This is a genomic window from Actinoplanes rectilineatus (assembly GCF_000962825.1).
In the GTDB taxonomy this organism is placed as follows: domain Bacteria; phylum Actinomycetota; class Actinomycetes; order Mycobacteriales; family Micromonosporaceae; genus Actinoplanes; species Actinoplanes rectilineatus.
In genome coordinates this window covers 204774-225774 of record NZ_JZKF01000006.1, presented here as the reverse complement: position 1 = coordinate 225774, position 21001 = coordinate 204774, and the positions used below count along the sequence as shown (strand labels likewise).

Sequence of the window (21001 nt, the reverse complement as noted above, 5' to 3'; positions counted from 1 at the left end):
CAGCACCCTAGACATGTTTCGTCGTCAGGGTGCGAAGCCCGTCCGCGTGGTGATTTCGGGCGCGCTGGACGCCCCAATTCACCACACCCCTGGCGGTGTGTTGATTACGGGCGCGCTGGACGCCCCAAATCACCACACCCCTGGTGGTGTGGTAAATACGGGCGTGCTGAGCGCCCGAAATCACCACAGAGGCAGACCCTGACTGCGAAAGACGTCCAGCGTGCCGTCCTCATCCGATCACGACTCGCTCCGGGACGTGGACTTCTTCGCCTGGGCCGCCGACGCCCCGCGGATCATCGAGAAGATCACCGCGATGGGGTACGCGCTGCTGCCGGAACCGCCGCACGACCAGCAACTGGACTTCCTCCGCGACGGCGTGGACCTGAGTTTCGCCCTCGTCGACCGGGACGAGGCGGGACACGTGGTGGTGGCGGGCGGCCCGTGGGCGGGCGAACGGTGGCCGGACGGCATGCTCGACGGGCCGGCCGCGACCCTCGGGGGCATCCGGTTCGCGGTCGTCGACCCGTACGCCCAGATGGAGATCAAGCGACGCATGCCGGAGTGGGTCCCGGGTCTGCCGAGGCGGCCGAAGGACGCCGAGGATGTCGCCCGGCTGGCCGCGGCTCTCGGGGTTGTCGCAACTGATTAGTTGCTATACCGTCGGTGACATGGCATTCCCCGACCGGATCGAGCGCACTCTGCACCTGCCGCACCCGCCCGAAAAGGTGTGGGTGGCCCTGACCACCGCCGCGGGGCTGGGCGCCTGGTTCGGCCACTCGGCCGAGGTCGACCTGCGCGTCGGCGGGCTGATCAAGCTGGCGTGGGACAGCGGCGACGCCGCGACGCTGACCATCGAGCGCCTCGAGGAGCCGCGGTTCTTCGGCTACACGTGGCGGATCCAGGGCCTGCCGGAGGGCGATCCGCGGCGCACCTACGTCGAGTTCACCCTGCGGCCCAGCGTCGCCGGGACCACGCTGATCGTGGTCGAGACCGGCTTCGCCCAGTTGCCTGACTCCAGCGCCCACGCGGGCAACACCCAGGGCTGGCGGCACGAACTGGGCGAGTTGGTGGCATACCTTGACGGACGACTCTGAATTCGTCGCCCAGGAGGTCTTCACCGCGCTGGCCGACCCGACCCGGCGGGCGATCCTGGCCGCGCTCTCCACCGGCGGCCCGGCGACCGCGACCGACCTGGCCGCAAGCCTGCCGATCAGCAGGCAGGCCATCGCGAAGCATCTCGGCCTGCTCGCCGACGCCGGCCTGATCACGGCGGTGCGGGGTGAGCGGCGCCGGATCCGCTATCGGCTCGACTCCACACCGATGAGGGTGGCGCAGCGGTTCCTCGCCGCGCTGGCCCGGGACTGGGACGGCCCGCTGGCCGCCCTGAAGGAGCATCTAGATGACGATATTTCCGGACATCGTGACGCGGGCGGAGTGGCAGAAGGCTCGCGCGGAACTGCTGATCCAGGAGAAGGACCTGACCCGGGCACGTGATCGGGTCAACGAGGCCCGGCGCCGGCTGCCGATGGTACGCGTCTCCGACGACTACCGATTCTTCGGCCCGCATGGCGCGGTCACGCTCGGCGACCTCTTCGACGGCCGCGACCAGCTGATCGTCCACCACTTCATGTTCGCTCCGGACTGGGAGACCCCCTGCCCGAGCTGTTCCTCGGCCGCCGACGGCATCGCCGGCCTGCGCCTGCTGCACGCCCGCAACACCACCCTGGTGGCCGTCTCCCGAGCCGCCTACCCGAGGATCGCCGCCATCCAGCAGCGGATGGGCTGGACCTTCCCGTGGTACTCGTCGGACGGTGAGAGCTTCAACCGCGACCACCTGGCCACCCGCGACGACGGCGAATGGCCCGGGATCAGCGTCTTCCTGCGCGCCGGCGACGAGGTCTTCCACACCTACTCGACCTACCTGCGCGGCATCGAGGAGTTCCACAACCAGTACCCGTACCTGGACCTGACCGCCCTCGGCCGCCAGGAACACTGGGAGAAACCGCACGGCCGCGCCACTCCCCTGGGCCGCCAGGTGGGCGGCCCAGGGATGCGACTGCCTGACGAGTACTAGCCCGCCTCCGGGTGCTCCGTGACGTTCTGCAGGTACAGCGCCTCGCCCAGCTTCTCGATCAGCGCGAGCTGAGTCTCCAGGTAGTCGACGTGGTGCTCCTCGTCGGCCAGGATGTCCTCGAAGATCCGCGCCGACGTGACGTCACCGATCGACCGCATGTACTCCAGGCCCCGGCGCAGGCGGTCGACCGCCTCCACCTCGACCTTCATGTCGCACTCGAACTGCTCCTTGACCGTCTCGCCGATGCGCAGCGCGAACAGCTTCTGGTAGTTCGGCAGGCCCTCGAGGAACAGGATCCGGTCGGTGAGGACCTCGGCGTGCCGCATCTCGTCGATGGACTCCGCTTTGGTGTGTTTCGCGAGCACGGTGTATCCCCAGTTCTCCTGCATCTTGCCGTGCAGGAAGTACTGGTTGATCGCGGTCAGTTCCGCGGTCAGCTGCTCATTCAGGAACTCGATGACACGAGCGTCACCTTGCATGCCGATTACCCCCGTTAGGATTGCTCGGGGAAATCGTACATTTCTGGCAAACTAGGCGACGGCAGAAAGCGGCGTGTCGGCGGTTTCCTCCTCGATCAGGTCAGCGATCCGGTCCAGGCAGCTGCCGCATCCCGTCCCTGCTCCGCAGGCGTCACCGACCGCTTCCTCGGAGCGGGCGCCGCAGCGGATCGCGTCGCGCACATCCCGTTCCCGGACGCGGTGACAAATGCAGGCGAACATAGGGCAGCGTTCCTTTGTTTTCGGTAAGCCTTACCTTTCTGAGGCTGCCCTAACGTGACGAATCCCGCAAGATCCTGAATTGCGACGTGCAACACCTGTGAGCGTTTCGGTCACCCTGGGTGAGAATCAGAAAACCCCTTTGGGGGTACGACCTACGCACTCCCGGAAAAACCACACCTCCCGTGGCCGACTCGCGAGCGGCTGCCCACTCACGGTCCGTGCCGCGTCCTCCGGCGGCTGTGGGCGGTCACCCTACGTGGCTCGCCGCTACGCGGGAAGAGCCGGGTAGTCGGTGTATCCCCGCTCCCCGCCGCCGAAAGCGGTCTTCCGGTCCATCTCGTTGAACGGCCCACCAGCCGCCAGCCGGGCCGGCAGATCCGGGTTCGCCAGGAACAGCGTCCCGAACGCCACCAGATCGGCCAGACCGTCCTCGATCAGCGCCAGACTCTCCGGCCCGGTCGGCTTCGTGTGCGGGTTCAGGATGAACGCACCGGCCCACCGGTCCCGCAGCCGCCGGGTCAGCCCCCGGTCCGGGCTCTCGATCAGGTGCAGGTAGCCGATGCCCGCCGCGGTCAACTCGTCGAGCAGCGTCGCGTACAACTCATCGGTGTTCTCCTCCACGATGTCGTGGTACGACCGGTCCGGTGAGATCCGGAACCCGACCCGGTCCCCGCCGATCGCCGTGGCCACCGCCCGGGCCACCTCAGCCCCGAACCGCACCCGCCCCTCGATCGAGCCGCCCCACGCGTCGTCGCGCAGGTTGGCGTTCGACGACAGGAACTGCTGGATCAGGTATCCGCTCGACCCCTGGATCTCCACCCCGTCGAACCCGGCCGCGATCGCGTTCCGGGCCGCCCGTTCGAAACCCTCGACGACCCGCGCGATCCCGGCCTCGTCGAGCGCGACCGGCACCGGAAACCCGACCGCCCCGGCAGCGGTGTAGACCTTCCCGTCCGCGGCGACCGCCGACGGCCCGACCGGCAGCAGCCCGTCCGGCAGCAGACTCGGGTGACTGATCCGCCCGGTGTGGGTGAGCTGCGCGAAGATGACACCGCCCGCCGCGTGCACCGCGTCGGTGACCGTGCGCCATCCCGCGACCTGCTCGTCCGAGTGCAGCCCCGGCGTGTCCGCGAACCCCTGCCCCTCGGGCGACGGCTGGGTGCTCTCGGTGACGATGAGTCCCGCGGAGGCCCGCTGCGCGTAGTAGGCCGCCTGCAGCTCCCCGGGCACCCGCCCCTTCGCCCGGCTGCGTGTCATGGGCGCCATCACGATCCGGTTGGCCAGCTTGAGGCCGCCCAGATCAAACGAGTCGAACGCGTGAGCCATCCGTCGATCCTCCACGGGTATGGTCGGGTCCCCCAACCTAGCCTCCAATGATCAACAGCTCGTTTCCCCTCGGGGAACGGTCGGCCGACCTGTCCTGCCTGCAGGGCCGGGCCCGGTTGTCCGCCTACGGGATGATCGTCCCTGCGCTGAACGAGCGTCAGGCCGCTGCCGGCGGGGGCGGGAGCTCCAGCGCCGCCAGCCGCGACCGGTCGGTCAGTGAGGTGATCCGGGTCATCCGGCCGTTCTCGACCGTGCAGCGCATCAGGCCCACCGGCTGCCCGGCCGGGTTCCAGGCGAGGATGCCGGCCTGCCCGTCGACCAGGACACGGCGTGCCCGGAATCCGGTGCGGCCACCCCGCTCGACTGCCCGGACGACCTCGGCGCTGCCGGTCCGGACCGTGACCGCCCGCGCCCCGTGGGTCTCCCAGATCACGTCCGGGTCGAGCACCTCGAGCAGCGCCGCGAAGTCCCCATCCCGGGCCGCGGCGAGGAACGCCTCGACCACCGCCCGCTGACGGCGCCGGTCCGCGGCCGGGCCGGTGGCCGCACCCCGCACCTTGCGCCGGGCCCGGCTGGCGGTCATCTTGGCGGCGTCCGCGGATCTACCGATCACCGGCCCGATCTCGGCGAACGGCATCGCGAACAGATCGTGCAGCACGAACGCGATCCGCTCGTCCGGTCGCAGCGACCCGAGCACGGTCAGCAGCGCCAGCCCGAGCGCCTCGGCCCGGATCGCGTCCCCTTCCGGATCGTCGTCGGCGACCACCGCGACCGGCATCGTGAACGGCACCTCTGCCTTGGCCGACCGGGACCGCAGATGGTCGATGCTGAGCCGCCCGACCACGGTGGTCAGCCAGGCGGCCACATTGTCGATGCTGCCCGGCTCCTGCCGGGCGAACCGCAACCACGCCTCCTGCACCACGTCCTCGGCGTCGGCGCGGCTGCCGAGCACCCGGGCCGCCACCGCCGTCAGCCGCTCCCGGTGCCCCTCGAACTCGTCGGCCATCGTCTGTTACCTCTCCTCGTCGGCTCCCGTCATCACTGCGACGAGCCCGGCGGGGCTCAGGTAACCGCCCGAGGAGGACCCCGTGAACACCCTTCTATGGATCATCACCGGCCTGCTGGCCGCCGCCTTCACCATCGGTGCACTCAGCCAACTGCTCCTGACCCGGGAGAAATACCGCACCCTGGGCCGCGGCCAGCACTGGGTCGACGACTTCGACGCCACGCAGCTGAAAACCATCGGCGCCGTCAAACTCCTGGGCTGCGCCGCCCTGATCGTCCCGCCCCTGACCCCGGTAGGAGCCTCAGCTCTGGCCCTGTTCATGGCGGGCGCCGTCACCACCCGCTTCCGCCGCCACGAGTGGACCTACCTCCCCGGCGACCTGGCGTACCTGTCCCTGTTCCTCTTCGTGGCCTGGGGCCGCTTCTCCACAGGCAGCAGCTAGACACCTTTCGTCGTCAGAGCACGAAGCCCATCCGCGTGGTGACTTCGGGCGCGCTGGACGCCCGAACTCACCACACCCGAGGGAGCGTGTTGACTACGGGCGCACAGCACGCCCAAACTCACCACACCCGAGGAAGCGTGTTGACTACGGGCGCACAGCACGCCCAAACTCACCACACCCGAGGAAGCGTGTTGACTACGGGCGCACAACACGCCCAAACTCACCACACCCGAGGAAGCGTGTTGACTACGGGCGCACAACACGCCCAAACTCACCACACCCATGGAGGCGTGTTGATTACGGGCGGGAGGGGCGGCTGAAGTCACCACGCGGAACCTGATGACGAAAGTGTCTGGCCTCCCGCCTGTGTGCATGTGCGGATGCGCCTGTGTCACCGGCGGAGCAGGGACCGCTTGAGGCTCTCCGGCATCGGATCGTCGACCAGCGGATCCGGCCGGTCCGCCCAGCGGGTTCACACGCGATCGCGGGCGCGGCACCACAGCGGTGTCTTGCAGACGCGCTTCTGGTCATCCTCGCGAAGGCACAGAAGAAACCCGAGCAGCCGCAGATTCCCCTCGCAAACCGGACAGGTTTCATCCTGCTCCACGGGGTCTGTCACGCCGCCAGCGTGGTCCAGCCTTCGCCGCCCGTCAAGCCGAAACGGCCGTCAAGCCGAAACGGCCGTCAAGCCGAAACGGCCGTCAAGCCGAAACGGCCGGGCCGGAGTTCGCGACCAGGGCCAGCGCAGCATCGATGTCCGCGGCGACGTGCGTGGGGCGGTAGGCCCGTTCGGTCCACTCCCGCCCGTTCGCCACCCAGACGGTGGTCAGCCCCAGCGCAACAGGTCCGGAGACGTCGGCGCCGGCCGAGTCGCCGACCATCCACGCACCGTCCAGCGGCACCCCCGCCCGCCGCGCCGCCAGCTGGAAGATCTCCGGCGAGGGTTTGCGGCAGCCCGCCTCCTCGGAGATCACCCACGCGTCGGCCAGCCGGTCCAGGCCGGAGTTGACGAGTTTCGTGTGCTGCTGCACGGTCCGCCCGTTGGTGACGATCGCTTTCGGCCACGGGATGGCTCGCAGGGCCGCGGCGACCGTGGGCGCGAGCGTCACCCGGCCCGCCCCACCGTCGTCGAGCAGCCGCTCAACCGCCAGGGCGTCCGCTCCGGGGAACCGGCCGATCATCGCCGCGGCCACCGCCGGGCGGGGCGTGAACCCGCTGCCGTCCACCTTCAGCACCCACCCGAGGTCGCTGGCCGGCAGTGCCTTCTCGCTCAGGAACACGATGACCGCCTCCCGGAACGCCGCGTCCCGGTCGATCAGTGTGTTGTCCAGGTCCATCATCAGCAGTGCCACGATCCCCGCCTCGTCCTCCGGCCCCGCCGCCCGGAGCGGCCACCCCGAGTCTCACCCGTGGTCCGGCCGGGCCGGTTCCGGGGTCGGCGCCACCATCATGGCCCCGGCGACGCCGGCGACAAGTGCCACGGATCGATGCGTGAGCGGCGGTAGCAAGCGGGCGTAGACAGTGTCTACGCCCGGATCGGGTGGCCGAACTCCTTCGCCAGCGACTCCAGGTCGGGTTCGCCGTACCTCGTCACCATGTCGGCGAACCGAACCGCCTTGTCGGCGCCGAAGCGGGCCACGCTCGCCGCGAAGGAGGCCGCCGTGACGAAGCCGGGGGTGCCGCCCTTGCTGTGGAACTTGTCGGCGTACAGGAAGGCATGCATCTGTGCTCTGATCTGCGAAGTTACCGTTTTAGCAGCTCAGGAGGTTGACCGATCGCGACATGGCGCGACGCATTGCAACGGATCCCGCCTGCGCGTGACCCCGTGGGGAAACGGCGTGAACTAGCGTCCACCGCATGGCGTCCTCACCGGAGCACCGCGGCGAATCCGTCCGCATCACCTGGCTGTTCGGCGGCCGGCGCGGCGGTGCCAAACAGTCGTGCACCTTCACCGGCCCGGAGAAGGCCAGGCTGAAACTGGCCCTAGCGGCGAAAGCCCTCGTTGAGTCCCGTGGTCATGACATCACCCGGGACGAGTGCTATGCGGCGATCCTCGGCAGCCCCGTTGAAGTCGATGATGCTGTGCCCACCTTTAAGATGTGGGCCGAACAGTGGACTGATGAACTCCGCAAGACGAAAGCCCTTCAGGCTGATGTTCTCAAGCGCTACGTTCGCTCTCTGGAGTTGCGCGCGTATCCCTATTTCGGGCACAAGCGACTCACTGAGATCACTCGCGAGGATGTCAAAAGTTGGGTGACGACGATGAAATCCACTCGTGTCACCTACGGCAACAAGAACCGGAGCACCGGGATCGGACTCCTGAAGGCAACGACAATCCACTCCCACTTCCTGATCACCGGTTCTTGTCTGGCCGCTGCCGTCCCGAAGTGGATCCCGGTGAGCCCTGCGGCACCGAAGCCCGGACAGCGGAAGAACGAGTTTGGCCTACCAAAGATTGGCCCCAGCGAAGGTATGTTCCTGTCGGCTGACGAAGTTCGGCTGATCCTGAAGAACTGTCACCCCCTGATCCGGGATCTTGTATTCGTTGCATCGCGGACGGGCATGCGCATCGGCGAGTTGATCGCGTTGCAGGGTCGGCATGTGGTGTTTCCTCAAGGCGGCGGGGCGACAATCCTCGTACGGCAGGCGCTGAAGAACGACGGCCAGGTTGGTGATCCGAAGTCGGCGGCAGGTAAGCGGGACATCTCCGTGATTGGTGAGGCTGCTGAGATCCTGGCGCGGCGCATCCGGGGGCGGAAGTTGACTGCGCTGGTGTTCCCGACACTGACGGGCCTTATGTGGAACCCAGTGAATTTGAGGTTGAGGTACTGGTATCCAGCACTGGCTTCGGCGTCTACTTGCGCAGAGCATCCACCGGCAGCGAGAACACTGCCGAAGAAGGGCCCCACCCGGCCGGTACGGATCAGCGATTTTCCGGTGTCGTCGTGCGAGTGTCAGGGGCGGTTGGCGAGGTGGCCGCGGTTCCACGATTTGCGGCACACGCACGCCTCGGTGTTGATCGCCAACGGTTGGCATTTCAAGAAGATTCAACGGCGCCTGGGTCACGCCCGGTTTCATACGACGATGGATCGATACGGTCACCTGGCCGATTTGGGTGATCCGGAAGAGTTGCAGGGCCTAGAAGATTTCCTGGCGCCGGCTACTCGGGCTGCACGGCCACGGCATCGCGCAACAGTTCGTCGACGCGCCGTTGCGCGTAGCGTCGTTGTTCGGCGAGCAGCGTTCTGACGATCTCGGCTTTGACCTCACTGGGCAGGTCGCTGTCGATGACTTTGATCAGGGCGTCTTGAGGGAGTTCGTGGTCGATGTTGCCTGCCCCTTGTCCGGTCAGGGCGGGCAGCGTGGCAGGCGTTGCGGCGGTCAAGGTTGGTTCGTGGCCTTCGAGGACGGCGTCGACGCTGCCGGTGGCCCAGCCGAGGGCGCGTTCGAGGGTGGCGAGGGTGCCGCGGCTGTAGCTGGGTTTGCGCGCGTTTTCGATGTCGCCGAGGGTGCGTAGTTTGAGGTCGCTGTTGTCGACGAGGGCTTGCATGGTGGGGTGGCCGAGTTCGATGCGTCGGGCGGTGACGGCGGCGGCGAGGCGTTCCCAGGGTGGTGTCACCCCCTCATTAAACCGGCAAGTTTCGGCAATACGAAGCAAGGGTTGTGTCACGTCTTCACCCTCCCCGGTGATACGGCAGTGAGTCGACGCTAGTCGATATCGGCAGCTAGACCGGCACGTACGAGCAAACTCGGCACGAACTTGCCTGTTTATGCTTGCGTACTTGCCTGTTCTCGCCTAAATTTGCCGACATGCCAACGAAGTCCAACGGTCCGGCCATCCGGCGCCTCCGCGAACGGGAAGGGCTCACCCTCACCCAGCTCGCCCAGCGGGCGGGCATCCACCTCAGCGTCATGTCGCGCATCGAAAGCGGCGAGAAAAGCGGCTCCCCCCGCACGCGGCTCTCCCTCGCTCACGCCCTCGGCGTGGAACTCGACGTCATCACCCACAACGTGCCGCACCAGCCCCGCACGCCGCGCCTCGAGGCCGCCGCATGACCGCCGAGCAATACACCGACGAACAGGTCAGCGCCCTACTCCAGGCTGTCGTCAGCGGGTTCCGTCACGCCGGTGCCATTGAGGTCGCCTCCTACCCGCTGGAGAAGGTTGCCGAGCTGACCGGCTGGTCGCCAGTCAGCCTCGCCCGCGACTGCCGGTCTCGGAAATTCACCCACACCAAGTACGGCAACACGCTCGGCATGACGCCCACCATGCTCGCCGAAGCGCTCAAAGCCGCCACCGTCGAGAAGGCCGGCACGCTGCGTGCTGTCGCCGACGACGACCTCGAAGCGGCACGTCAGGCGTCGCTCAAAGCAGCCGGCCGGGCAACACGGTCGAGGCCAGCCGCATGACCAGCCAGGCCCTGATTTGGGAAAAGGTTCCGTTCGGCGGCTGCGTGTACATGCTGGCGTTCTCCGATGGCACGGTCAAAGTCGGCAAGACCGGGCACCTTGCCCAGAGGTTCAAGAGCATCGTTAATTTTCAGCTCAAGACTTTCGGTGTCCGGCTGATCGACTTCTACTTCACCCGCACCCATGACTCGTACTCAGCCACTGAAGACCTGGCGATTCGGGCTGCCGAGCAATCGATGACTGCTGAGTCGAAGCGGTTGACCAAGGAATGGTTTTTCAACCTTGACCGCGAGCTACTGCAAACGCTGCTGGTCGAAATGGACCCGACCGACGCGTACGCTTCCGAGCCCGTCCGGCCGACCGCATGAGCCCCGCTGTGATCCGCCCGCTTCCCGGCGGCACCGCGGTCTGCGCCCTCGACGGCCTGGACATTCCGTTCCCGTCCTGGGTTGAGGCCGCCGCCGAATGCGACGCGCAGCACCGCCCGTGGCAGCTGGACCGGTTCCCGTCACCGCCGCTCGACCTGGCGCCCCGCACCACCTGAGACACGAAAGCGGCCCCCGCCGTGAACGAGGGCCGCCCCTGCTTGCACCGATCGCCCCCACACCAGAAGGGCACATCTATGTCGCAGAGTAGTACCGCCGTCGCCAACCCGCCCAGCCCGGCCGTCGAACCTGGCACGACCTGCCGCGAGGGCCACACCAACTGCACCACCCCCGATGAGTGCCGGCGCGAGTGGGCGTCGTCCGAAACCGGCTGGCGCCAGATCGCCTCCCGGCGCGTCAACTGGGGGCTCCCCGGCGACCGGGCGGTGGCCTGATGACCTTCCCCGCGGGTATCGCCGATCGCATCTTCCATGACGTGCTCACCGAGCGATACCCGAGCGGTATCGGAGCCGGACACAACGGCACCGCAGCGGCCCGCACCTGCGCTTGCCAGTGGGGTACGTGCGGCAACTGCACCAACCGGAACCGTCATGACCGGTGCATGACCCGACGGTCAGCAACCGGTCGCGGCCCGGAGCAGCCTGCCGCTTACCTGGCCGGGGTCGCGGTGTGGCCGGCAAAGGGGAAGCGATGCGCGTGGCGCTGCCCATGCTCCTGCCCCGATCCGGAACAGCAGGTTTCGAGCACTACCCCCGGCGGGCGTGACGAACTGTCCGGCCAGATGTCGCTGTTCGACCTCGCGGCAGGAGTTCGATGATGGGTGCCGCTACCTCTTCCCGGCCTCACGGATACGCCCGCTACCGGCTTGACGGTTGCCGCTGCTACACGTGCGGCTGGGCGCGGTCACAGTACGACGAGAACCGCACCAAGAAGATCACCGCCGGAACGTGGCGGCCCTTCGTCGCCGCCCAGCCTGTCCGTGACCACCTGGCCGCGTTGAGCGGCGCGGGAATCGGCGCTCGCCGGATTGAAGCTCTGACGGGTGTGAGCAGGTCAGCGATTACGGCGCTACTCAAGGGGCGCCGCGGTAACCCGCCGTCCGATCGTGTGCGCACGGAGACCGCCGAGAAGATCCTGGCGATTCCGGTCGATGGCGGGCGGCAGGCAGCGGATGCGGCCGTCATTGACGGCACCGGTACTGCCCGGCGCATCCAAGCTATGTGTTGCATGGGCTGGTCGCTCACCGTCCAAGCCGAATTGATCGGGTGGACGGTGAGTAACTTCGCCGCTCTGGTCAAGCCGGGACCCGTGGTTGCGAAAACCGCCCGCTCGGTCGCTGACCTGTACGAGGACTTGTCTATGCGGTCGGCCAAGGATGAGATCGGTGGGACGAGAACCCGCCGGTTTGCGGCCGGTAAGGGCTGGCTGCCGCCGCTGGCGTGGGATGACGAGACTATCGACGACCCGGCCGCTGCCTCTGCGTCAGGCCTCAGCGACGACCTGACGGAAGCCGAGACCTGGCTGGCCAACTACCACGACGCCGAGGGACTCGGCCTGAACCGGCAGCAAATCGCTGAGCGACTGAACACAACCCCGGGTGCAATCCGGGGTCGGCTCCAGCGTGCTCGGCAATCCGGTCTGGTGAACAAGCTCCATCGGAATGTCGAGGTGGCAGCGTGAGGGCCCCGCGGTGGTGGCGCCTGTGGCTGGCCGCCCGGCGGCGCCGTCACACTGCCCCGTTCAGCCCGGCTGATCTGGCGGATCTGATCGCCGAGGTGCGCCGTCCCGTACGGAGGGCCGACCGATGACCGCCGTCGTCCTGGCCGCCGCCGTTCTGGTTGCGGTGGTTGTCGGTGTGCTGGCCGGCGAGGCATGGTTCCGGCTGCGCAGGTCCCGCGAGTACCGGCGGGGCGTGCTGGCCGGTCAGTGGCAGTCCGATCTGACGCACACCGTCCACGAGCCGGACACCGACCCGCGGCTGTTCAATGGCCCGCCCAGGCCGCGCCGGCGTGTTTCGGATCGCAAGCAGGAGAAGCAGCCGGAGCCCCTTCCCCGGCCTGTCTTCCACGACTGACCCCTCGCACCACCCCACCCCTCGCTCTTTCCTTGCCCGCTCCCCTTCTCTGGAGCCTTCATGAACATGCCTGTTTTCAGCTGGTCGAAGCCTTACCGCGGCCGACACCGTGAGCCGGAGGTGCTCGGCCCGGTCGTCGAGGCGCAGCCGGTGACCGATCCTGAGCCCGCATGGGTGTCGGAGCCGACGAAGCTGTACCCGGCCGTCCGTCCGGTGCGCGGGGTTGCGGCGGTGGCCCGGTGATCGGCGACTTCCCGGTGTCTGCGGTGGCCGAGGTGTACCCGGCCCTGATCCTCATCCCGTCCGCGATGGCGGTCATCTCGACGGCGGCCGTGGCGCTGGTCGTCGCGGCGACGCTGCGGTGGATGGACGGGCCGCCGTGCACCGACGACCCGGGGTGCCGCGGGTGTGTGTTGTGCGAGGACGACGACCTGATGGACGTGGCGGACGCGGTTGCGGAGGACGTCCTGCCGGTGAATGACCCTCACGGCGAGTGGTGGGTCCGCCTGGACTACAGCCCGCCGGCGGACCGGTACGTGCGCCTGTCGCGGGAAGCGAACCAGGGCAACGCTCGGTGGATCAGCGGGAAGCGTCAGCAGGATGCGGCGCAGGCCGTCGTCACCGGGTTCGAACAACTACTCGCCGCGGAGGCCGCCCGGCAGGAACGGCAGCGTCAGGCCCGCGCTGAGGGCTGGACGTCCGGGGAGCCGGGCGAGTGAGCGCGTTCCTGGCCGGTCTCGGCTACACGCTGATGGCGCTGATCGTCATCGGGTCGGTTGCCGCCGCCGTTTCGAAGCTGACCACCGAGCTGATCTGGTGGTGGAACGACCGGCAGCGGGCGCTGGCCCGTCGCCAGGCCGGCTACGACGAGCAGATCGTGCGGACGGTGCCGCTGGCTACCCGTCTGGAACGCACTGGCGAGGGCCGGGCGGAGGGCGGGTCGTGAAGCGCGCGGTGTTGGGTGCGCTGGTGCCGTTGGCCGCCGTGTCGGGCTGGGTGGTCATGTGGGTGATGGAGGTGTGGCACCGGTGCTGGGAGCGCCGCGCCCGTGCCCGGGTGCTGGCTGCCGCACAGGCGGAGACGGCCCGGCACCTTCGGGACCTGGTGCCCGAGCAGCGTGAGTCGCCCGAGTCTGCGGTCATCCCGGTGCAGCGGCGGGGCGAGCAGTGAGCGCCGTCCAGGTCGCACCCGTCGCCGACCTTTCTGGCGAGCAGGTGTGGCGGTATCTCGACGGCGGGGCTGTCCGGCATCTGCTTCCCGGCCCGGATGCGGCGGCCGCGGTGTGTTCGCAGACGCCGTGGGCCGGGTGGGAGTGGCGTGGTGCCGCCCCGGCTGAGCGCGCGGTGCTGGCCGGGCTGCGGGACTGCCTGTCGTGTGTGCGGATGGCCGGGTGCCGGCACGTGGCGTGCGTGAACGCGCGGACGGTGCGGGCTGAGGTGCCGTGGTCGTGGCGGAGTCAGCCATGAGGTCTCAGTACTCGGTGGGGTCGCCCATCTTCTCGGCGGCCTCCCGGTACCAGTCCATCGGCACGAGGACGGCGATGTGCTTGCCGTGGCGGGTGAAGACGACGTGCGTTCCGCCCGGCTCCTCGGTGCCGTCGGTGAGCTTGCCCCCGGTGACTTTCGCGATGACGGCCTTGATCTGGAGTCGTAGGGCCTGGATGCCGACCGGTTCGCGCTTCGCCATGTCCGGATCGTACGGGCTTCTGTGCGTAGTTCTGTCACTTGGTGCGGCGGTTGTGATCGTCATGGGTTCACCCTCTCGGATACTGACACTTCTTCTGCTACTAGTTCTGTAACTTTTACGGTACGGTCTTAGTGGCAGGTGAGCAACGCTCCCGCCGAATCCAAGCCTTCATCACCTTCAAGGAGAGGCGCTTGAGCACCCTCGCCCAGATCTTCGATTTCAACGGCACCGACATCCGGACCGCCGTTATCGACGGCAACCCCTGGTTCGTCGCGGCCGACATCTGCACCGTCCTCGAACTGTCCAACCGGCACAGCTCCCTCGCCCTCCTCGACGAGGACGAAAAGGGGGTCCACAGTATGGAGACCCCCGGCGGCCAGCAAGAACTCGCCGTCGTCAATGAGCCGGGCATGTACTCGCTGATCCTTCGCAGCCGCAAGCCCGAGGCCAAACGCTTCAAACGCTGGATCACCCACGAGGTCATCCCCGCGATTCGCCGCACCGGGCGGTACGACACCGGCGCAGTCATTCCACGGCAGCTCACCAACCGCGAACTCGCCATGCTGGTTATCGCCGAGGCGGACCGCGCGGACGCAGCTGAAGCCGTGGCCGTACGGCAGGCCGCCGAACTCGAAGCCGCCGCCCCGAAGGTCGCCTACGTCGACAACTTCCTGCGGTCCAGCGATTCGTGCCTGGTCCGGCAGCTCGCAAAGCGCATCGGCATGGCCGAGAAGGATCTACGCGCCGAACTCCTAACCCGCAAGGTCATCTTCAGGACGCCTGTCGGGAACCGGTTCTCCGAGTCCAAGCAGAAAGTCATCACCGAGTACCGGTACGAGCCCGCAACCAAGTACATGGACTGGTTCCGCGAGGGCGACCACCCGAACGCGCCGCGCCTGTTCAACGGCCAGATGCGCACCACCCTCTACGTCACCCCTGCCGGGAAGGTCGGCATCGCCCGCATGCTCGGCCGCCTCGACGCCGGCCAGCCCGAGCTTGAAGGAGCGACCGCATGACCGGCTTCGCCCGCCCGGAGTTCACCGCCGACACCCTCGCCCGCGGCCTGGTCCGTGCGCTCACCACCGACGGCCTGCTGATGCTCGCCGCCGACGTGCTGAACGAGCTGCACCGCCGCGACGGGGAGACCGAAATCGTCAAGGGCGCGATCAACACGCACCACGCGGAGATCTGCGGCACCCCCGGCGCGTTCCACGCCGTCTACTGGGGTGGAGCCGAGGGCGCGATGGAGTCGCTGACCCCGACCGCGCAGATCGACAGGGCCCGGGCGCTCGTCGAGCAGTTGTGGCGCAAGGCTCTCGACGCACCGGTGTCGGCCCGCGACCTCAACGCTCTCCGCGCCGAGTTGGGCAGTGAGGTATGAACGCCGCCGCCACCGAGGCCGCCCTCAACCGTGAGGTTGACACCTTCAACGCCCGCTACCCGGTCGGCACGCCCGTCCGGTTCTGGCCCGGACTCCGTACGGACGGCCCGCGCTTCTCGACCACCCGCACCGAGGCTCAGATTCTTTCCGACCACACGGCCGTCGTGTGGGTCGACGGCTACGCGGCCTGCATCGCGCTCACCCACGTCGAGGCCATCGAAGGAGCTACCGCATGACCGCCCTCGCCCTGGCTGCGCCCGTCGAGAGTTTCGACCTGATCGACGTCCTGCGCGCCCCTCTCGCCGTGACCTGCCCGAAGTGCAACGCCCGCCCCGGTCACGAGTGTGAGTCGACGGGCGGCGGCAACCGGGCGTTCGTGGCGACCCACAAGGCCCGCGAGAACCGGGTGTCCGGATGGCCGGAGGAGTTCGCCGCCGAGGCCGGACGCCTGGTCAAGTCGGTGCTGCGCGCCTCGTGGGAGCAGCGGGCGGCCGTCGACTGGTCGAAGTTTGAGGCGGCTGCCGCGCCGGCCCCTGCCGCGAAGCCGCTCACCCCGAAGGGCGTGCGGCTGTCCGAGACGCAGGCCGAGGAGATCGAACGGTACGTGCTGCGGGGCGGCCACGGCTGGGTGTCGACCGTCCACTTCCACGGTGATGCTCTGCACCGGGCCACGGTCAACGCCCTGGAATCGAAGGGCATCGTCGAGGCGGTCGCCGATTCTGAGGACGGCTACGGCCGGAACATGAAGCTGACCGGCTTCGGCTGGAAGGTGTACGACCAGCACCGGCTCATCATCAAACGGCTGACGGACGCGGAGATTGCCGAGCGGGTGGCCCGGGCCGAGTCCGGCCGGTGCCTGATCTGCGGTGAGCAGCCGGGCGTAACCGTGGGCTGCGAGCCGTGCGACCTGGAACGGTTCGCAGTCGGGGCCGGGCTGCGCGGCGGCGAAGGCGGGTCATGGTGACCGCTCAAAACCTGGACGAGATCAGTGCCGAGTTCCTGAACACGTGCGGGTCCTGCGATGCGGGCCTCCCCTCCGCCTGCACCTGCTCGCAGCGCGACTACCGGCCGGTGATGCTCGACCTCGTCCGTGAGGCCCGCCAGACACGAGCACTTCTGGTGGATGTCGTCGACAGCCTGGAACACGTCGGCTGCCAGTTCGACCACTGCACCGGGCCGACGCTCCATCCGGTCGACATGCGCACCTGTCACCGCTGCGAGGTTCTGGAGCGGGCGCGAGACCTGCTGGAGAAGGCCGGGGTTCAGTCGTGACCGCCCCGATCCCGGTGCGGGTGACCCGCTACCAGGACCCGTGGTGCGGGCGCACCCACTCGTCCCGGCGGCGTGCGGTCGAGCACATGGGCCGCTGCTGGAAGAACCCGGACAACCGCGGCTGCCTCACCTGCCGACACCACATCGACCCGTGGCAGGCCATGGGTGAAGAGGACTGCGCGGCCGGGGTCAACCTCGCCGGCACTCCCGCCTGCCCCGACTGCGGCGGCGTCACCGCGGACCCGTGGAACGAGTGCAAGTCCTGCCGGGGTGCGGGCCAGGAGGTCAAGGCCGGACCGATCGTGCACTGCGACAAGTGGGAGGAAAAGACCGATGACTGAACTGACCGTGGACCGTTTCCCGCTGCACCACCAGCGCATCCGCACCGACAAGGCGAAGTTCGCCGACGGTTCGACCGTCGACTACACGCCGCCGCTGATGACCGTCGACCCGCGGGCCGTGAACTGCACTGAACACCGTGTCGGCTGCGACTGCCGAGAGGCCGACCTGCGTGAAGAAATCCTCGAATACAAGATCGAGGAGTCGATCTGGCGCCGGGCCGCCGAGGAGATCTGTGGCTCTCACGAGCAGGACACGTGCATGTGCACCGGCTGCCAGATCATTCGGCACCGCAACGTGGTGTCGAAACACATGCTCGCCGAGGCCCGCCGATGACTGAACTGACCGCCCCGCGTACGTGGCTCGCTGGCGACGGGCAAGGCGTCATCTTGGTCTGCGTCGGCAACTGCCCCGACACCCCGGCCGAGGACCTGGTAGTGGCCGAGTACGGGGAGACCAAGACCCGCCGCAAGGGCATCCGGACATTCGAGCTGGGCCAGTTCGCCGAGTTCATGACGTTCGTCAGCGGACACGCCTACAGGTGCACGCCTCCGGCCGAACTCGGCCCGGATCAGTCGCACTGGGGTCCGATGGAGAAGCTGCTGCCCGCCGACCAGCTCGACGGCTGGATGTGGATGTCCCGTTCGACATGGAACGGCGCGATCGTCGAGCACTACAAGAACCGAGACACGCGCGGCTATCTCCACCTCGACCACGAGGGGAACTACTGGTCGTCGCGAACCGTCCAGGATGCCTGCGACCCCTGGTGCGGTCACGACAACGAGGCCGATCATCTCACGGACGTGTTCGAGTACTTCACGATCACCGAACACGAGGCATTCCAGAAGGCATGGGTTTGGCCGTGGTCGCGGCACGATGAGGCCCACCCGTGGCCTGTGTGGATGCCGCGATGACCTCCACACTTGCGGGCACGCACATCACCGCCCCCGGCGTCTACGACCTGCCCGAGGCCGTCTACCACGCGGATCCGGTTGTCGGCGGTTCGCTGTCCTGCTCCGGTGCGAAGAAGCTCCTGCCGCCGTCGTGCCCGGCCTTGTTCGCCTACGAGCGCAACCACGGGCAGCCGTTCAAGAAGGCGTTCGACATCGGGTCGGCCGCGCACCAGCTCGTTCTCGGTGCCGGACCGGAGCTGGTGGAGTTCGCCGGCACGGGCAAGAACCCGGAGGCGTGGCAGAAGGACGACGACAAGGCCGACGTCGCCCGGATCCGGCAGTCGGGCGCGATCCCGCTGAAGCCGTCCGAGTACGCGCAGGTACAGGCGATGGCCCGGAAGCTGCGCGAGCATCCGATCGCCTCCGCGCTGCTCACCCCGGAGGGCGGCAAGCCGGAGCAGACGCTGATCTGGCAGGACCCGGAGACGGGGATCACGCTGCGGGCGCTCGTCGACTGGATGCCCAACCGGGTCGGCAACCGCCTGATCTTGGGTGATTACAAGACGGCCGTCACGGCGAACCCGGAGGACTTCCGCCGGGCCGCCTACACGTACGGCTACGCCATGCAGAACGCCTGGTACCTCGACGGCATCAAGGCGCTCGGCCTCGACGACGACCCCGACTTCGTGTTCGTCGTCCAGATGAAAACCCCGCCCTACCTCGTCTCGCTGATCCGCCTCGACGAGCAGGCCCTGCGGGTCGGCGCCGAACGCAACACCCGCGCCCGCAGGCTGTTCGCCCGCTGCCAGGAGTCCGGCTACTGGCCCGACTACACCGGCCTCGACATCACCGAGATCAGCCTCCCTGGCTACGCCGTCCACCAGCACGACAACGACTTCCACGAGGAGCCCACCGATGACTGATGTTGCTGTCCGCGACGACAACGCCCCCGCCCAGCAGCAGCCCGCCCAGCCCGTCTACCAGGCGTCGCCGCTGGTGCAGTGGGCGTACGAGGCAAAGCAGGCCCACCAAATCGCCCAGTCGCTGTCGACGACCTCATTCGTTCCGGCATCCCTGCGGGGTAAGCCGCAGGACATCACCGCGGCGATCCTCGCCGGGCAGGAACTCGGGTTGCAGCCGATGGCCACCCTGCGGTCCCTCGACGTCATCCAGGGCACCCCTGCGCTGCGGGCGCACGCCATGCGCGGTCTCGTCCAGGCGCAGGGTCACTCGATCCAGCTCGTCGACTCCACCGACAAATCGTGCACCATCCGCGGCCGGCGCAAAGGTGAGGACGAGTGGCAGGAGGTCACCTGGACGATCGAGCAGGCCCAACAACTCGGGCTGCTGTCGAAGGACCAGTGGAAAAAGCAGCCGAAGAACATGCTGATCGCCCGGTGCACGGGTGCGATCTGCCGGCTGATCGCCTCGGACGTGCTGTACGCGATGCCGTACGCGTCGGAGGAGCTGGGCGACGACGGCATGGACACGGCTCCGGTCCGGGCGATGGCCCGGGTGAACGCGTCCGAGGTGCTGGCGAATGCCGCCGCGGCGCGGGAACAGGCGAAGCCGATCAGTGGGCCGCCCGCCCAGCAGGCGCAGCAGGACGTGCCCGCCGAGCCGGAGCAGCATCCGGTAGCGGGTTGGGATGACGACAGCGCGTGGGATGACGTGGACGTCGTCCAGCCCGCTGGCGGTGCGCAGTGACGCAGCACCTGACCTGCGCTGATGGCATGACCATCACCGATACGCGCGGCAACAACCTGGTGTTCGAGCGGTGGGAGGACGGCAGGGTGTCGTCGTGGTCGTTGGACCGCCACGACCGGGAGACGTTCTCCATCTCCCTCGACGAAGACTCCCGGCGCCGGATCGCCGCGTTCCTGCTGGACGGCCTGTCGTGAGCGCCGAACCGTGGGCGGACGTCGAGTTCGAGTCGTGGACGCCGAACGATGCGGAGAAGGCGTTGCGCTGGGTGTTGCGGGCCATGCTCGCCGCCCAGCGCGGCCTCGCCGAGGCCCGGGATGCTGAGGTCGCGGCGAAGCACGTATACGAGTCGGCGAAACGGCGGGCGTTCTTCCACGACGACTGCCCGAAGCCGGCGCGTGGCGGGTTCACCGTCGCGGACCGGGATGCGTTCATCGAGCGTGAGACTGCCGAGCATCGCGAGACGTACGAGCTTGCGACCGCCGCGAAGGAGGCTGCGCAGGATCACTTGCGCACCTTGAACTCGCAGTCGGTGGTGCTCTCCGCGCTGGCAAAGAACGTGCAGCAGACGTACGCGGTGGTAGGTGCCCGATGAGCGCGAGCCCGAACGACCGCCTGTACGACGAGCTGCTGTCACCGGTCGCCGAGGACTACTTCGATGCCTGCCGGAAGCTGTCCGCCCTGCCGTCCACGGCGGACACCGCCTACCAGCGGGCGTGGCTGCGCGGCCGGCTCGTCACTCTCGCCGAGCACGGCAACCGGCTCGCCCGGGTCCTCGAAGTACCCGAGCCGTTGTGGGCCGGCATGCAGGACCTGGCCGGAATGAACCTCGACCGCTGACTCCTGTCCGGGGCGGTCACCGCGGCGGCCCGGACACCCCAGAACTGAACCCTCAACGTGAGGAGACCCCCATGACCGTCACCGTCTACCGCAAGAAGCCCGTCGAAGTCCGCACCGTCCAGTGGACCGGCGACAACGCCGACGAGCTCGTCCAGTTCACAGGCAACCGGTTCGGAGTTCTCGATCCGCAAGACCGGGCGGAATGCGCCGACCCCGAGGCGACCGCCCAGGTGCTCGACGTCCTGCACTCGACGTGGGTGCTCGTCTACATCGGCGATTCGATCGTCGAGGGCGTGCAGGGCGAGTTCTACCCGATCAGGGCGTCGGTCCTTGCCGACACGTACGAGCCGGTTCCTGCCGACGCGGCCAACGACCACTGACCTGATCCGTCCCGGGGTGCGCTCACAGAACGGCCCCGGGACACGAACCCTGCTCCCCCATTTGCCTGAG

At 68.1% G+C, this 21001-nt stretch carries 41 protein-coding genes; 33 read left to right on the top strand and 8 right to left on the bottom strand.

Annotated elements, in window-relative coordinates:
- The first annotated feature begins 220 nt into the window (after positions 1–220).
- From WH85_RS07445 to WH85_RS07430, 4 genes are read left to right on the top strand one after another with little or no spacing between them, the layout of a single operon-like run.
- Positions 221–649 carry an aminoglycoside adenylyltransferase gene (locus tag WH85_RS07445; protein ID WP_157410866.1) on the top strand — a complete coding sequence of 143 codons (429 nt, stop codon included), beginning with the start codon at positions 221–223 and terminating at the stop codon, positions 647–649.
- A gap of 19 nt (positions 650–668) precedes the next feature.
- A complete protein-coding gene (locus WH85_RS07440; protein ID WP_045740937.1) occupies positions 669–1094 on the top strand; it encodes an SRPBCC domain-containing protein in 426 nt (141 codons plus the stop codon).
- Positions 1078–1494 (top strand): ArsR/SmtB family transcription factor, encoded by a 417-nt coding sequence (locus tag WH85_RS07435; protein WP_083448836.1) that lies wholly within the window; start codon positions 1078–1080, stop codon positions 1492–1494. The genes WH85_RS07440 and WH85_RS07435 overlap by 17 nt, the downstream gene beginning before the upstream one ends.
- Entirely contained in the window at positions 1400–2074 is a 675-nt protein-coding gene (locus tag WH85_RS07430) for a DUF899 domain-containing protein (protein WP_045740936.1), read from the top strand. Before WH85_RS07435 ends, WH85_RS07430 begins: the two co-directional genes overlap by 95 nt.
- Here WH85_RS07430 and bfr read toward each other — a convergent pair.
- The 4 genes from bfr to WH85_RS07410 all read right to left on the bottom strand — a co-directional run bounded on the left by bfr (position 2071) and on the right by WH85_RS07410 (position 5125).
- Positions 2071–2553, bottom strand: a complete 483-nt coding sequence (gene bfr / locus WH85_RS07425) for a bacterioferritin (protein ID WP_045740935.1) — start codon at positions 2551–2553, stop codon at positions 2071–2073. The genes WH85_RS07430 and bfr overlap by 4 nt on opposite strands.
- Positions 2554–2604: 51 nt before the next feature.
- Positions 2605–2793, bottom strand: coding sequence for a (2Fe-2S)-binding protein (locus WH85_RS07420; protein WP_045740934.1), 189 nt, complete (start codon positions 2791–2793; stop codon positions 2605–2607).
- 267 nt (positions 2794–3060) lie between these two features.
- Positions 3061–4119 carry an alkene reductase gene (locus WH85_RS07415; protein WP_045740933.1) on the bottom strand — a complete coding sequence of 353 codons (1059 nt, stop codon included), beginning with the start codon at positions 4117–4119 and terminating at the stop codon, positions 3061–3063.
- Positions 4120–4276: 157 nt separating this feature from the next.
- The gene (locus WH85_RS07410) at positions 4277–5125 is read right to left on the bottom strand and encodes a sigma-70 family RNA polymerase sigma factor (protein ID WP_045740932.1); all 849 of its coding nucleotides are present in this window, start codon (positions 5123–5125) and stop codon (positions 4277–4279) included.
- An 82-nt stretch (positions 5126–5207) separates the two neighbouring features.
- On the opposite strand from WH85_RS07410, the gene WH85_RS07405 reads away from it, so the two are divergent.
- Positions 5208–5567, top strand: a complete 360-nt coding sequence (locus tag WH85_RS07405) for a DoxX family protein (protein WP_045740931.1) — start codon at positions 5208–5210, stop codon at positions 5565–5567.
- Between the two features lie 701 nt (positions 5568–6268).
- Here the strand turns inward: WH85_RS07405 and WH85_RS07400 are convergent.
- Together WH85_RS07400 and WH85_RS07395 are read right to left on the bottom strand one after the other, a co-directional pair.
- A complete protein-coding gene (locus WH85_RS07400; protein ID WP_045740930.1) occupies positions 6269–6919 on the bottom strand; it encodes an HAD family hydrolase in 651 nt (216 codons plus the stop codon).
- A 173-nt stretch (positions 6920–7092) separates the two neighbouring features.
- Complete coding sequence (locus WH85_RS07395; RefSeq protein WP_045740929.1) at positions 7093–7290, bottom strand: hypothetical protein; 198 nt, start codon at positions 7288–7290, stop codon at positions 7093–7095.
- Positions 7291–7424: 134 nt separating this feature from the next.
- Between WH85_RS07395 and WH85_RS48515 the strand changes: the two genes are divergently transcribed.
- A complete protein-coding gene (locus tag WH85_RS48515; protein WP_169792419.1) occupies positions 7425–8816 on the top strand; it encodes a tyrosine-type recombinase/integrase in 1392 nt (463 codons plus the stop codon).
- Here WH85_RS48515 and WH85_RS07390 read toward each other — a convergent pair.
- Positions 8728–9237: a hypothetical protein gene (locus WH85_RS07390; RefSeq protein WP_157410865.1), complete on the bottom strand. Its 510-nt coding sequence runs from the start codon at positions 9235–9237 to the stop codon at positions 8728–8730. The two genes, WH85_RS48515 and WH85_RS07390, sit on opposite strands and share 89 nt — an antisense overlap.
- A gap of 140 nt (positions 9238–9377) precedes the next feature.
- Between WH85_RS07390 and WH85_RS07385 the strand changes: the two genes are divergently transcribed.
- From WH85_RS07385 to WH85_RS07340, 13 genes are all read left to right on the top strand, one after another.
- On the top strand, positions 9378–9623 hold the full coding sequence (locus WH85_RS07385; protein WP_045740927.1) for a helix-turn-helix domain-containing protein: 246 nt from the start codon (positions 9378–9380) through the stop codon (positions 9621–9623).
- A complete protein-coding gene (locus WH85_RS07380; RefSeq protein ID WP_045740926.1) occupies positions 9620–9976 on the top strand; it encodes a hypothetical protein in 357 nt (118 codons plus the stop codon). Before WH85_RS07385 ends, WH85_RS07380 begins: the two co-directional genes overlap by 4 nt.
- Positions 9973–10344, top strand: coding sequence for a hypothetical protein (locus tag WH85_RS07375; protein ID WP_045740925.1), 372 nt, complete (start codon positions 9973–9975; stop codon positions 10342–10344). The genes WH85_RS07380 and WH85_RS07375 overlap by 4 nt, the downstream gene beginning before the upstream one ends.
- A complete protein-coding gene (locus WH85_RS50170; RefSeq protein ID WP_157410864.1) occupies positions 10341–10520 on the top strand; it encodes a hypothetical protein in 180 nt (59 codons plus the stop codon). The genes WH85_RS07375 and WH85_RS50170 overlap by 4 nt, the downstream gene beginning before the upstream one ends.
- A 78-nt stretch (positions 10521–10598) precedes the next feature.
- Positions 10599–10796, top strand: coding sequence for a hypothetical protein (locus WH85_RS07370; RefSeq protein WP_045740924.1), 198 nt, complete (start codon positions 10599–10601; stop codon positions 10794–10796).
- Positions 10796–11179, top strand: coding sequence for a DUF6248 family natural product biosynthesis protein (locus WH85_RS54090; protein ID WP_425394618.1), 384 nt, complete (start codon positions 10796–10798; stop codon positions 11177–11179). The genes WH85_RS07370 and WH85_RS54090 overlap by 1 nt, the downstream gene beginning before the upstream one ends.
- Positions 11179–12042, top strand: coding sequence for a hypothetical protein (locus tag WH85_RS46770; protein ID WP_157410863.1), 864 nt, complete (start codon positions 11179–11181; stop codon positions 12040–12042). The genes WH85_RS54090 and WH85_RS46770 overlap by 1 nt, the downstream gene beginning before the upstream one ends.
- Positions 12043–12166: 124 nt before the next feature.
- Entirely contained in the window at positions 12167–12436 is a 270-nt protein-coding gene (locus WH85_RS07360; protein WP_045740923.1) for a hypothetical protein, read from the top strand.
- Positions 12437–12496: 60 nt separating this feature from the next.
- Entirely contained in the window at positions 12497–12679 is a 183-nt protein-coding gene (locus WH85_RS50165) for a hypothetical protein (RefSeq protein ID WP_157410862.1), read from the top strand.
- Positions 12676–13155, top strand: coding sequence for a hypothetical protein (locus WH85_RS07355; RefSeq protein ID WP_157410861.1), 480 nt, complete (start codon positions 12676–12678; stop codon positions 13153–13155). Before WH85_RS50165 ends, WH85_RS07355 begins: the two co-directional genes overlap by 4 nt.
- Positions 13152–13382, top strand: coding sequence for a hypothetical protein (locus WH85_RS07350; RefSeq protein WP_045740921.1), 231 nt, complete (start codon positions 13152–13154; stop codon positions 13380–13382). The genes WH85_RS07355 and WH85_RS07350 overlap by 4 nt, the downstream gene beginning before the upstream one ends.
- Positions 13379–13606 (top strand): hypothetical protein, encoded by a 228-nt coding sequence (locus WH85_RS07345; RefSeq protein ID WP_045740920.1) that lies wholly within the window; start codon positions 13379–13381, stop codon positions 13604–13606. Before WH85_RS07350 ends, WH85_RS07345 begins: the two co-directional genes overlap by 4 nt.
- Complete coding sequence (locus tag WH85_RS07340; protein ID WP_045740919.1) at positions 13603–13902, top strand: hypothetical protein; 300 nt, start codon at positions 13603–13605, stop codon at positions 13900–13902. The genes WH85_RS07345 and WH85_RS07340 overlap by 4 nt, the downstream gene beginning before the upstream one ends.
- Before the next feature lie 4 nt (positions 13903–13906).
- Here WH85_RS07340 and WH85_RS07335 read toward each other — a convergent pair whose 3' ends face one another.
- The gene (locus WH85_RS07335) at positions 13907–14122 is read right to left on the bottom strand and encodes a type II toxin-antitoxin system Phd/YefM family antitoxin (RefSeq protein WP_045740918.1); all 216 of its coding nucleotides are present in this window, start codon (positions 14120–14122) and stop codon (positions 13907–13909) included.
- Positions 14123–14313: 191 nt separating this feature from the next.
- Here WH85_RS07335 and WH85_RS46765 point away from each other — a divergent pair, with 191 nt between their 5' ends.
- The 14 genes from WH85_RS46765 to WH85_RS07270 all read left to right on the top strand — a co-directional run bounded on the left by WH85_RS46765 (position 14314) and on the right by WH85_RS07270 (position 20931).
- On the top strand, positions 14314–15138 hold the full coding sequence (locus WH85_RS46765; protein ID WP_052720217.1) for a phage antirepressor: 825 nt from the start codon (positions 14314–14316) through the stop codon (positions 15136–15138).
- A complete protein-coding gene (locus tag WH85_RS07325) occupies positions 15135–15503 on the top strand; it encodes a hypothetical protein (RefSeq protein ID WP_045740917.1) in 369 nt (122 codons plus the stop codon). The genes WH85_RS46765 and WH85_RS07325 overlap by 4 nt, the downstream gene beginning before the upstream one ends.
- Entirely contained in the window at positions 15500–15739 is a 240-nt protein-coding gene (locus WH85_RS07320) for a hypothetical protein (protein ID WP_045740916.1), read from the top strand. Before WH85_RS07325 ends, WH85_RS07320 begins: the two co-directional genes overlap by 4 nt.
- Positions 15736–16467 (top strand): zinc finger domain-containing protein, encoded by a 732-nt coding sequence (locus WH85_RS07315; protein WP_045740915.1) that lies wholly within the window; start codon positions 15736–15738, stop codon positions 16465–16467. Before WH85_RS07320 ends, WH85_RS07315 begins: the two co-directional genes overlap by 4 nt.
- The gene (locus WH85_RS07310) at positions 16461–16775 is read left to right on the top strand and encodes a hypothetical protein (protein ID WP_045740914.1); all 315 of its coding nucleotides are present in this window, start codon (positions 16461–16463) and stop codon (positions 16773–16775) included. Before WH85_RS07315 ends, WH85_RS07310 begins: the two co-directional genes overlap by 7 nt.
- Complete coding sequence (locus tag WH85_RS07305) at positions 16772–17116, top strand: hypothetical protein (RefSeq protein WP_045740913.1); 345 nt, start codon at positions 16772–16774, stop codon at positions 17114–17116. Before WH85_RS07310 ends, WH85_RS07305 begins: the two co-directional genes overlap by 4 nt.
- On the top strand, positions 17109–17450 hold the full coding sequence (locus WH85_RS07300; protein ID WP_045740912.1) for a hypothetical protein: 342 nt from the start codon (positions 17109–17111) through the stop codon (positions 17448–17450). Before WH85_RS07305 ends, WH85_RS07300 begins: the two co-directional genes overlap by 8 nt.
- Positions 17447–18028, top strand: a complete 582-nt coding sequence (locus WH85_RS07295; RefSeq protein ID WP_157410860.1) for a hypothetical protein — start codon at positions 17447–17449, stop codon at positions 18026–18028. The genes WH85_RS07300 and WH85_RS07295 overlap by 4 nt, the downstream gene beginning before the upstream one ends.
- Positions 18025–18930 (top strand): PD-(D/E)XK nuclease-like domain-containing protein, encoded by a 906-nt coding sequence (locus WH85_RS07290; protein ID WP_045740993.1) that lies wholly within the window; start codon positions 18025–18027, stop codon positions 18928–18930. Before WH85_RS07295 ends, WH85_RS07290 begins: the two co-directional genes overlap by 4 nt.
- Entirely contained in the window at positions 18923–19714 is a 792-nt protein-coding gene (locus WH85_RS07285) for a hypothetical protein (RefSeq protein WP_045740910.1), read from the top strand. The genes WH85_RS07290 and WH85_RS07285 overlap by 8 nt, the downstream gene beginning before the upstream one ends.
- 26 nt (positions 19715–19740) lie before the next feature.
- Complete coding sequence (locus tag WH85_RS50160; protein WP_157410859.1) at positions 19741–19908, top strand: hypothetical protein; 168 nt, start codon at positions 19741–19743, stop codon at positions 19906–19908.
- Positions 19905–20306 carry a hypothetical protein gene (locus tag WH85_RS07280; RefSeq protein ID WP_045740909.1) on the top strand — a complete coding sequence of 134 codons (402 nt, stop codon included), beginning with the start codon at positions 19905–19907 and terminating at the stop codon, positions 20304–20306. Before WH85_RS50160 ends, WH85_RS07280 begins: the two co-directional genes overlap by 4 nt.
- Entirely contained in the window at positions 20303–20551 is a 249-nt protein-coding gene (locus tag WH85_RS07275) for a hypothetical protein (protein ID WP_045740908.1), read from the top strand. The genes WH85_RS07280 and WH85_RS07275 overlap by 4 nt, the downstream gene beginning before the upstream one ends.
- A 71-nt stretch (positions 20552–20622) precedes the next feature.
- Positions 20623–20931: a hypothetical protein gene (locus WH85_RS07270; RefSeq protein ID WP_045740907.1), complete on the top strand. Its 309-nt coding sequence runs from the start codon at positions 20623–20625 to the stop codon at positions 20929–20931.
- Positions 20932–21001 lie beyond the last annotated feature (70 nt).

What these genes read in the sequence shown, in the direction of transcription:
- WH85_RS07360 (WP_045740923.1), top strand. Translation starts at nt 12,167, where the DNA reads ATGACCGCCGTCGTCCTGGCCGCCGCCGTTCTGGTTGCGGTGGTTGTC.
- WH85_RS07295 (WP_157410860.1), top strand. Translation starts at nt 17,447, where the DNA reads ATGACTGAACTGACCGCCCCGCGTACGTGGCTCGCTGGCGACGGGCAA.
- WH85_RS50165 (WP_157410862.1), top strand. Translation starts at nt 12,497, where the DNA reads ATGAACATGCCTGTTTTCAGCTGGTCGAAGCCTTACCGCGGCCGACAC.
- WH85_RS46770 (WP_157410863.1), top strand. Translation starts at nt 11,179, where the DNA reads ATGGGTGCCGCTACCTCTTCCCGGCCTCACGGATACGCCCGCTACCGG.
- WH85_RS07420 (WP_045740934.1), bottom strand. Translation starts at nt 2,793, where the DNA reads ATGTTCGCCTGCATTTGTCACCGCGTCCGGGAACGGGATGTGCGCGAC.
- WH85_RS50160 (WP_157410859.1), top strand. Translation starts at nt 19,741, where the DNA reads ATGACCATCACCGATACGCGCGGCAACAACCTGGTGTTCGAGCGGTGG.
- WH85_RS54090 (WP_425394618.1), top strand. Translation starts at nt 10,796, where the DNA reads ATGACCTTCCCCGCGGGTATCGCCGATCGCATCTTCCATGACGTGCTC.
- WH85_RS07270 (WP_045740907.1), top strand. Translation starts at nt 20,623, where the DNA reads ATGACCGTCACCGTCTACCGCAAGAAGCCCGTCGAAGTCCGCACCGTC.
- WH85_RS07310 (WP_045740914.1), top strand. Translation starts at nt 16,461, where the DNA reads ATGGTGACCGCTCAAAACCTGGACGAGATCAGTGCCGAGTTCCTGAAC.
- WH85_RS07415 (WP_045740933.1), bottom strand. Translation starts at nt 4,119, where the DNA reads ATGGCTCACGCGTTCGACTCGTTTGATCTGGGCGGCCTCAAGCTGGCC.
- WH85_RS07290 (WP_045740993.1), top strand. Translation starts at nt 18,025, where the DNA reads ATGACCTCCACACTTGCGGGCACGCACATCACCGCCCCCGGCGTCTAC.
- WH85_RS07300 (WP_045740912.1), top strand. Translation starts at nt 17,109, where the DNA reads ATGACTGAACTGACCGTGGACCGTTTCCCGCTGCACCACCAGCGCATC.
- WH85_RS07320 (WP_045740916.1), top strand. Translation starts at nt 15,500, where the DNA reads ATGAACGCCGCCGCCACCGAGGCCGCCCTCAACCGTGAGGTTGACACC.
- WH85_RS07275 (WP_045740908.1), top strand. Translation starts at nt 20,303, where the DNA reads ATGAGCGCGAGCCCGAACGACCGCCTGTACGACGAGCTGCTGTCACCG.
- WH85_RS07440 (WP_045740937.1), top strand. Translation starts at nt 669, where the DNA reads ATGGCATTCCCCGACCGGATCGAGCGCACTCTGCACCTGCCGCACCCG.
- WH85_RS07395 (WP_045740929.1), bottom strand. Translation starts at nt 7,290, where the DNA reads ATGCATGCCTTCCTGTACGCCGACAAGTTCCACAGCAAGGGCGGCACC.
- WH85_RS50170 (WP_157410864.1), top strand. Translation starts at nt 10,341, where the DNA reads ATGAGCCCCGCTGTGATCCGCCCGCTTCCCGGCGGCACCGCGGTCTGC.
- WH85_RS07410 (WP_045740932.1), bottom strand. Translation starts at nt 5,125, where the DNA reads ATGGCCGACGAGTTCGAGGGGCACCGGGAGCGGCTGACGGCGGTGGCG.
- WH85_RS07430 (WP_045740936.1), top strand. Translation starts at nt 1,400, where the DNA reads ATGACGATATTTCCGGACATCGTGACGCGGGCGGAGTGGCAGAAGGCT.
- WH85_RS07325 (WP_045740917.1), top strand. Translation starts at nt 15,135, where the DNA reads ATGACCGGCTTCGCCCGCCCGGAGTTCACCGCCGACACCCTCGCCCGC.
- WH85_RS07375 (WP_045740925.1), top strand. Translation starts at nt 9,973, where the DNA reads ATGACCAGCCAGGCCCTGATTTGGGAAAAGGTTCCGTTCGGCGGCTGC.
- WH85_RS07315 (WP_045740915.1), top strand. Translation starts at nt 15,736, where the DNA reads ATGACCGCCCTCGCCCTGGCTGCGCCCGTCGAGAGTTTCGACCTGATC.
- WH85_RS07370 (WP_045740924.1), top strand. Translation starts at nt 10,599, where the DNA reads ATGTCGCAGAGTAGTACCGCCGTCGCCAACCCGCCCAGCCCGGCCGTC.
- WH85_RS07380 (WP_045740926.1), top strand. Translation starts at nt 9,620, where the DNA reads ATGACCGCCGAGCAATACACCGACGAACAGGTCAGCGCCCTACTCCAG.
- bfr (WP_045740935.1), bottom strand. Translation starts at nt 2,553, where the DNA reads ATGCAAGGTGACGCTCGTGTCATCGAGTTCCTGAATGAGCAGCTGACC.
- WH85_RS07285 (WP_045740910.1), top strand. Translation starts at nt 18,923, where the DNA reads ATGACTGATGTTGCTGTCCGCGACGACAACGCCCCCGCCCAGCAGCAG.
- WH85_RS48515 (WP_169792419.1), top strand. Translation starts at nt 7,425, where the DNA reads ATGGCGTCCTCACCGGAGCACCGCGGCGAATCCGTCCGCATCACCTGG.
- WH85_RS07385 (WP_045740927.1), top strand. Translation starts at nt 9,378, where the DNA reads ATGCCAACGAAGTCCAACGGTCCGGCCATCCGGCGCCTCCGCGAACGG.
- WH85_RS07335 (WP_045740918.1), bottom strand. Translation starts at nt 14,122, where the DNA reads ATGGCGAAGCGCGAACCGGTCGGCATCCAGGCCCTACGACTCCAGATC.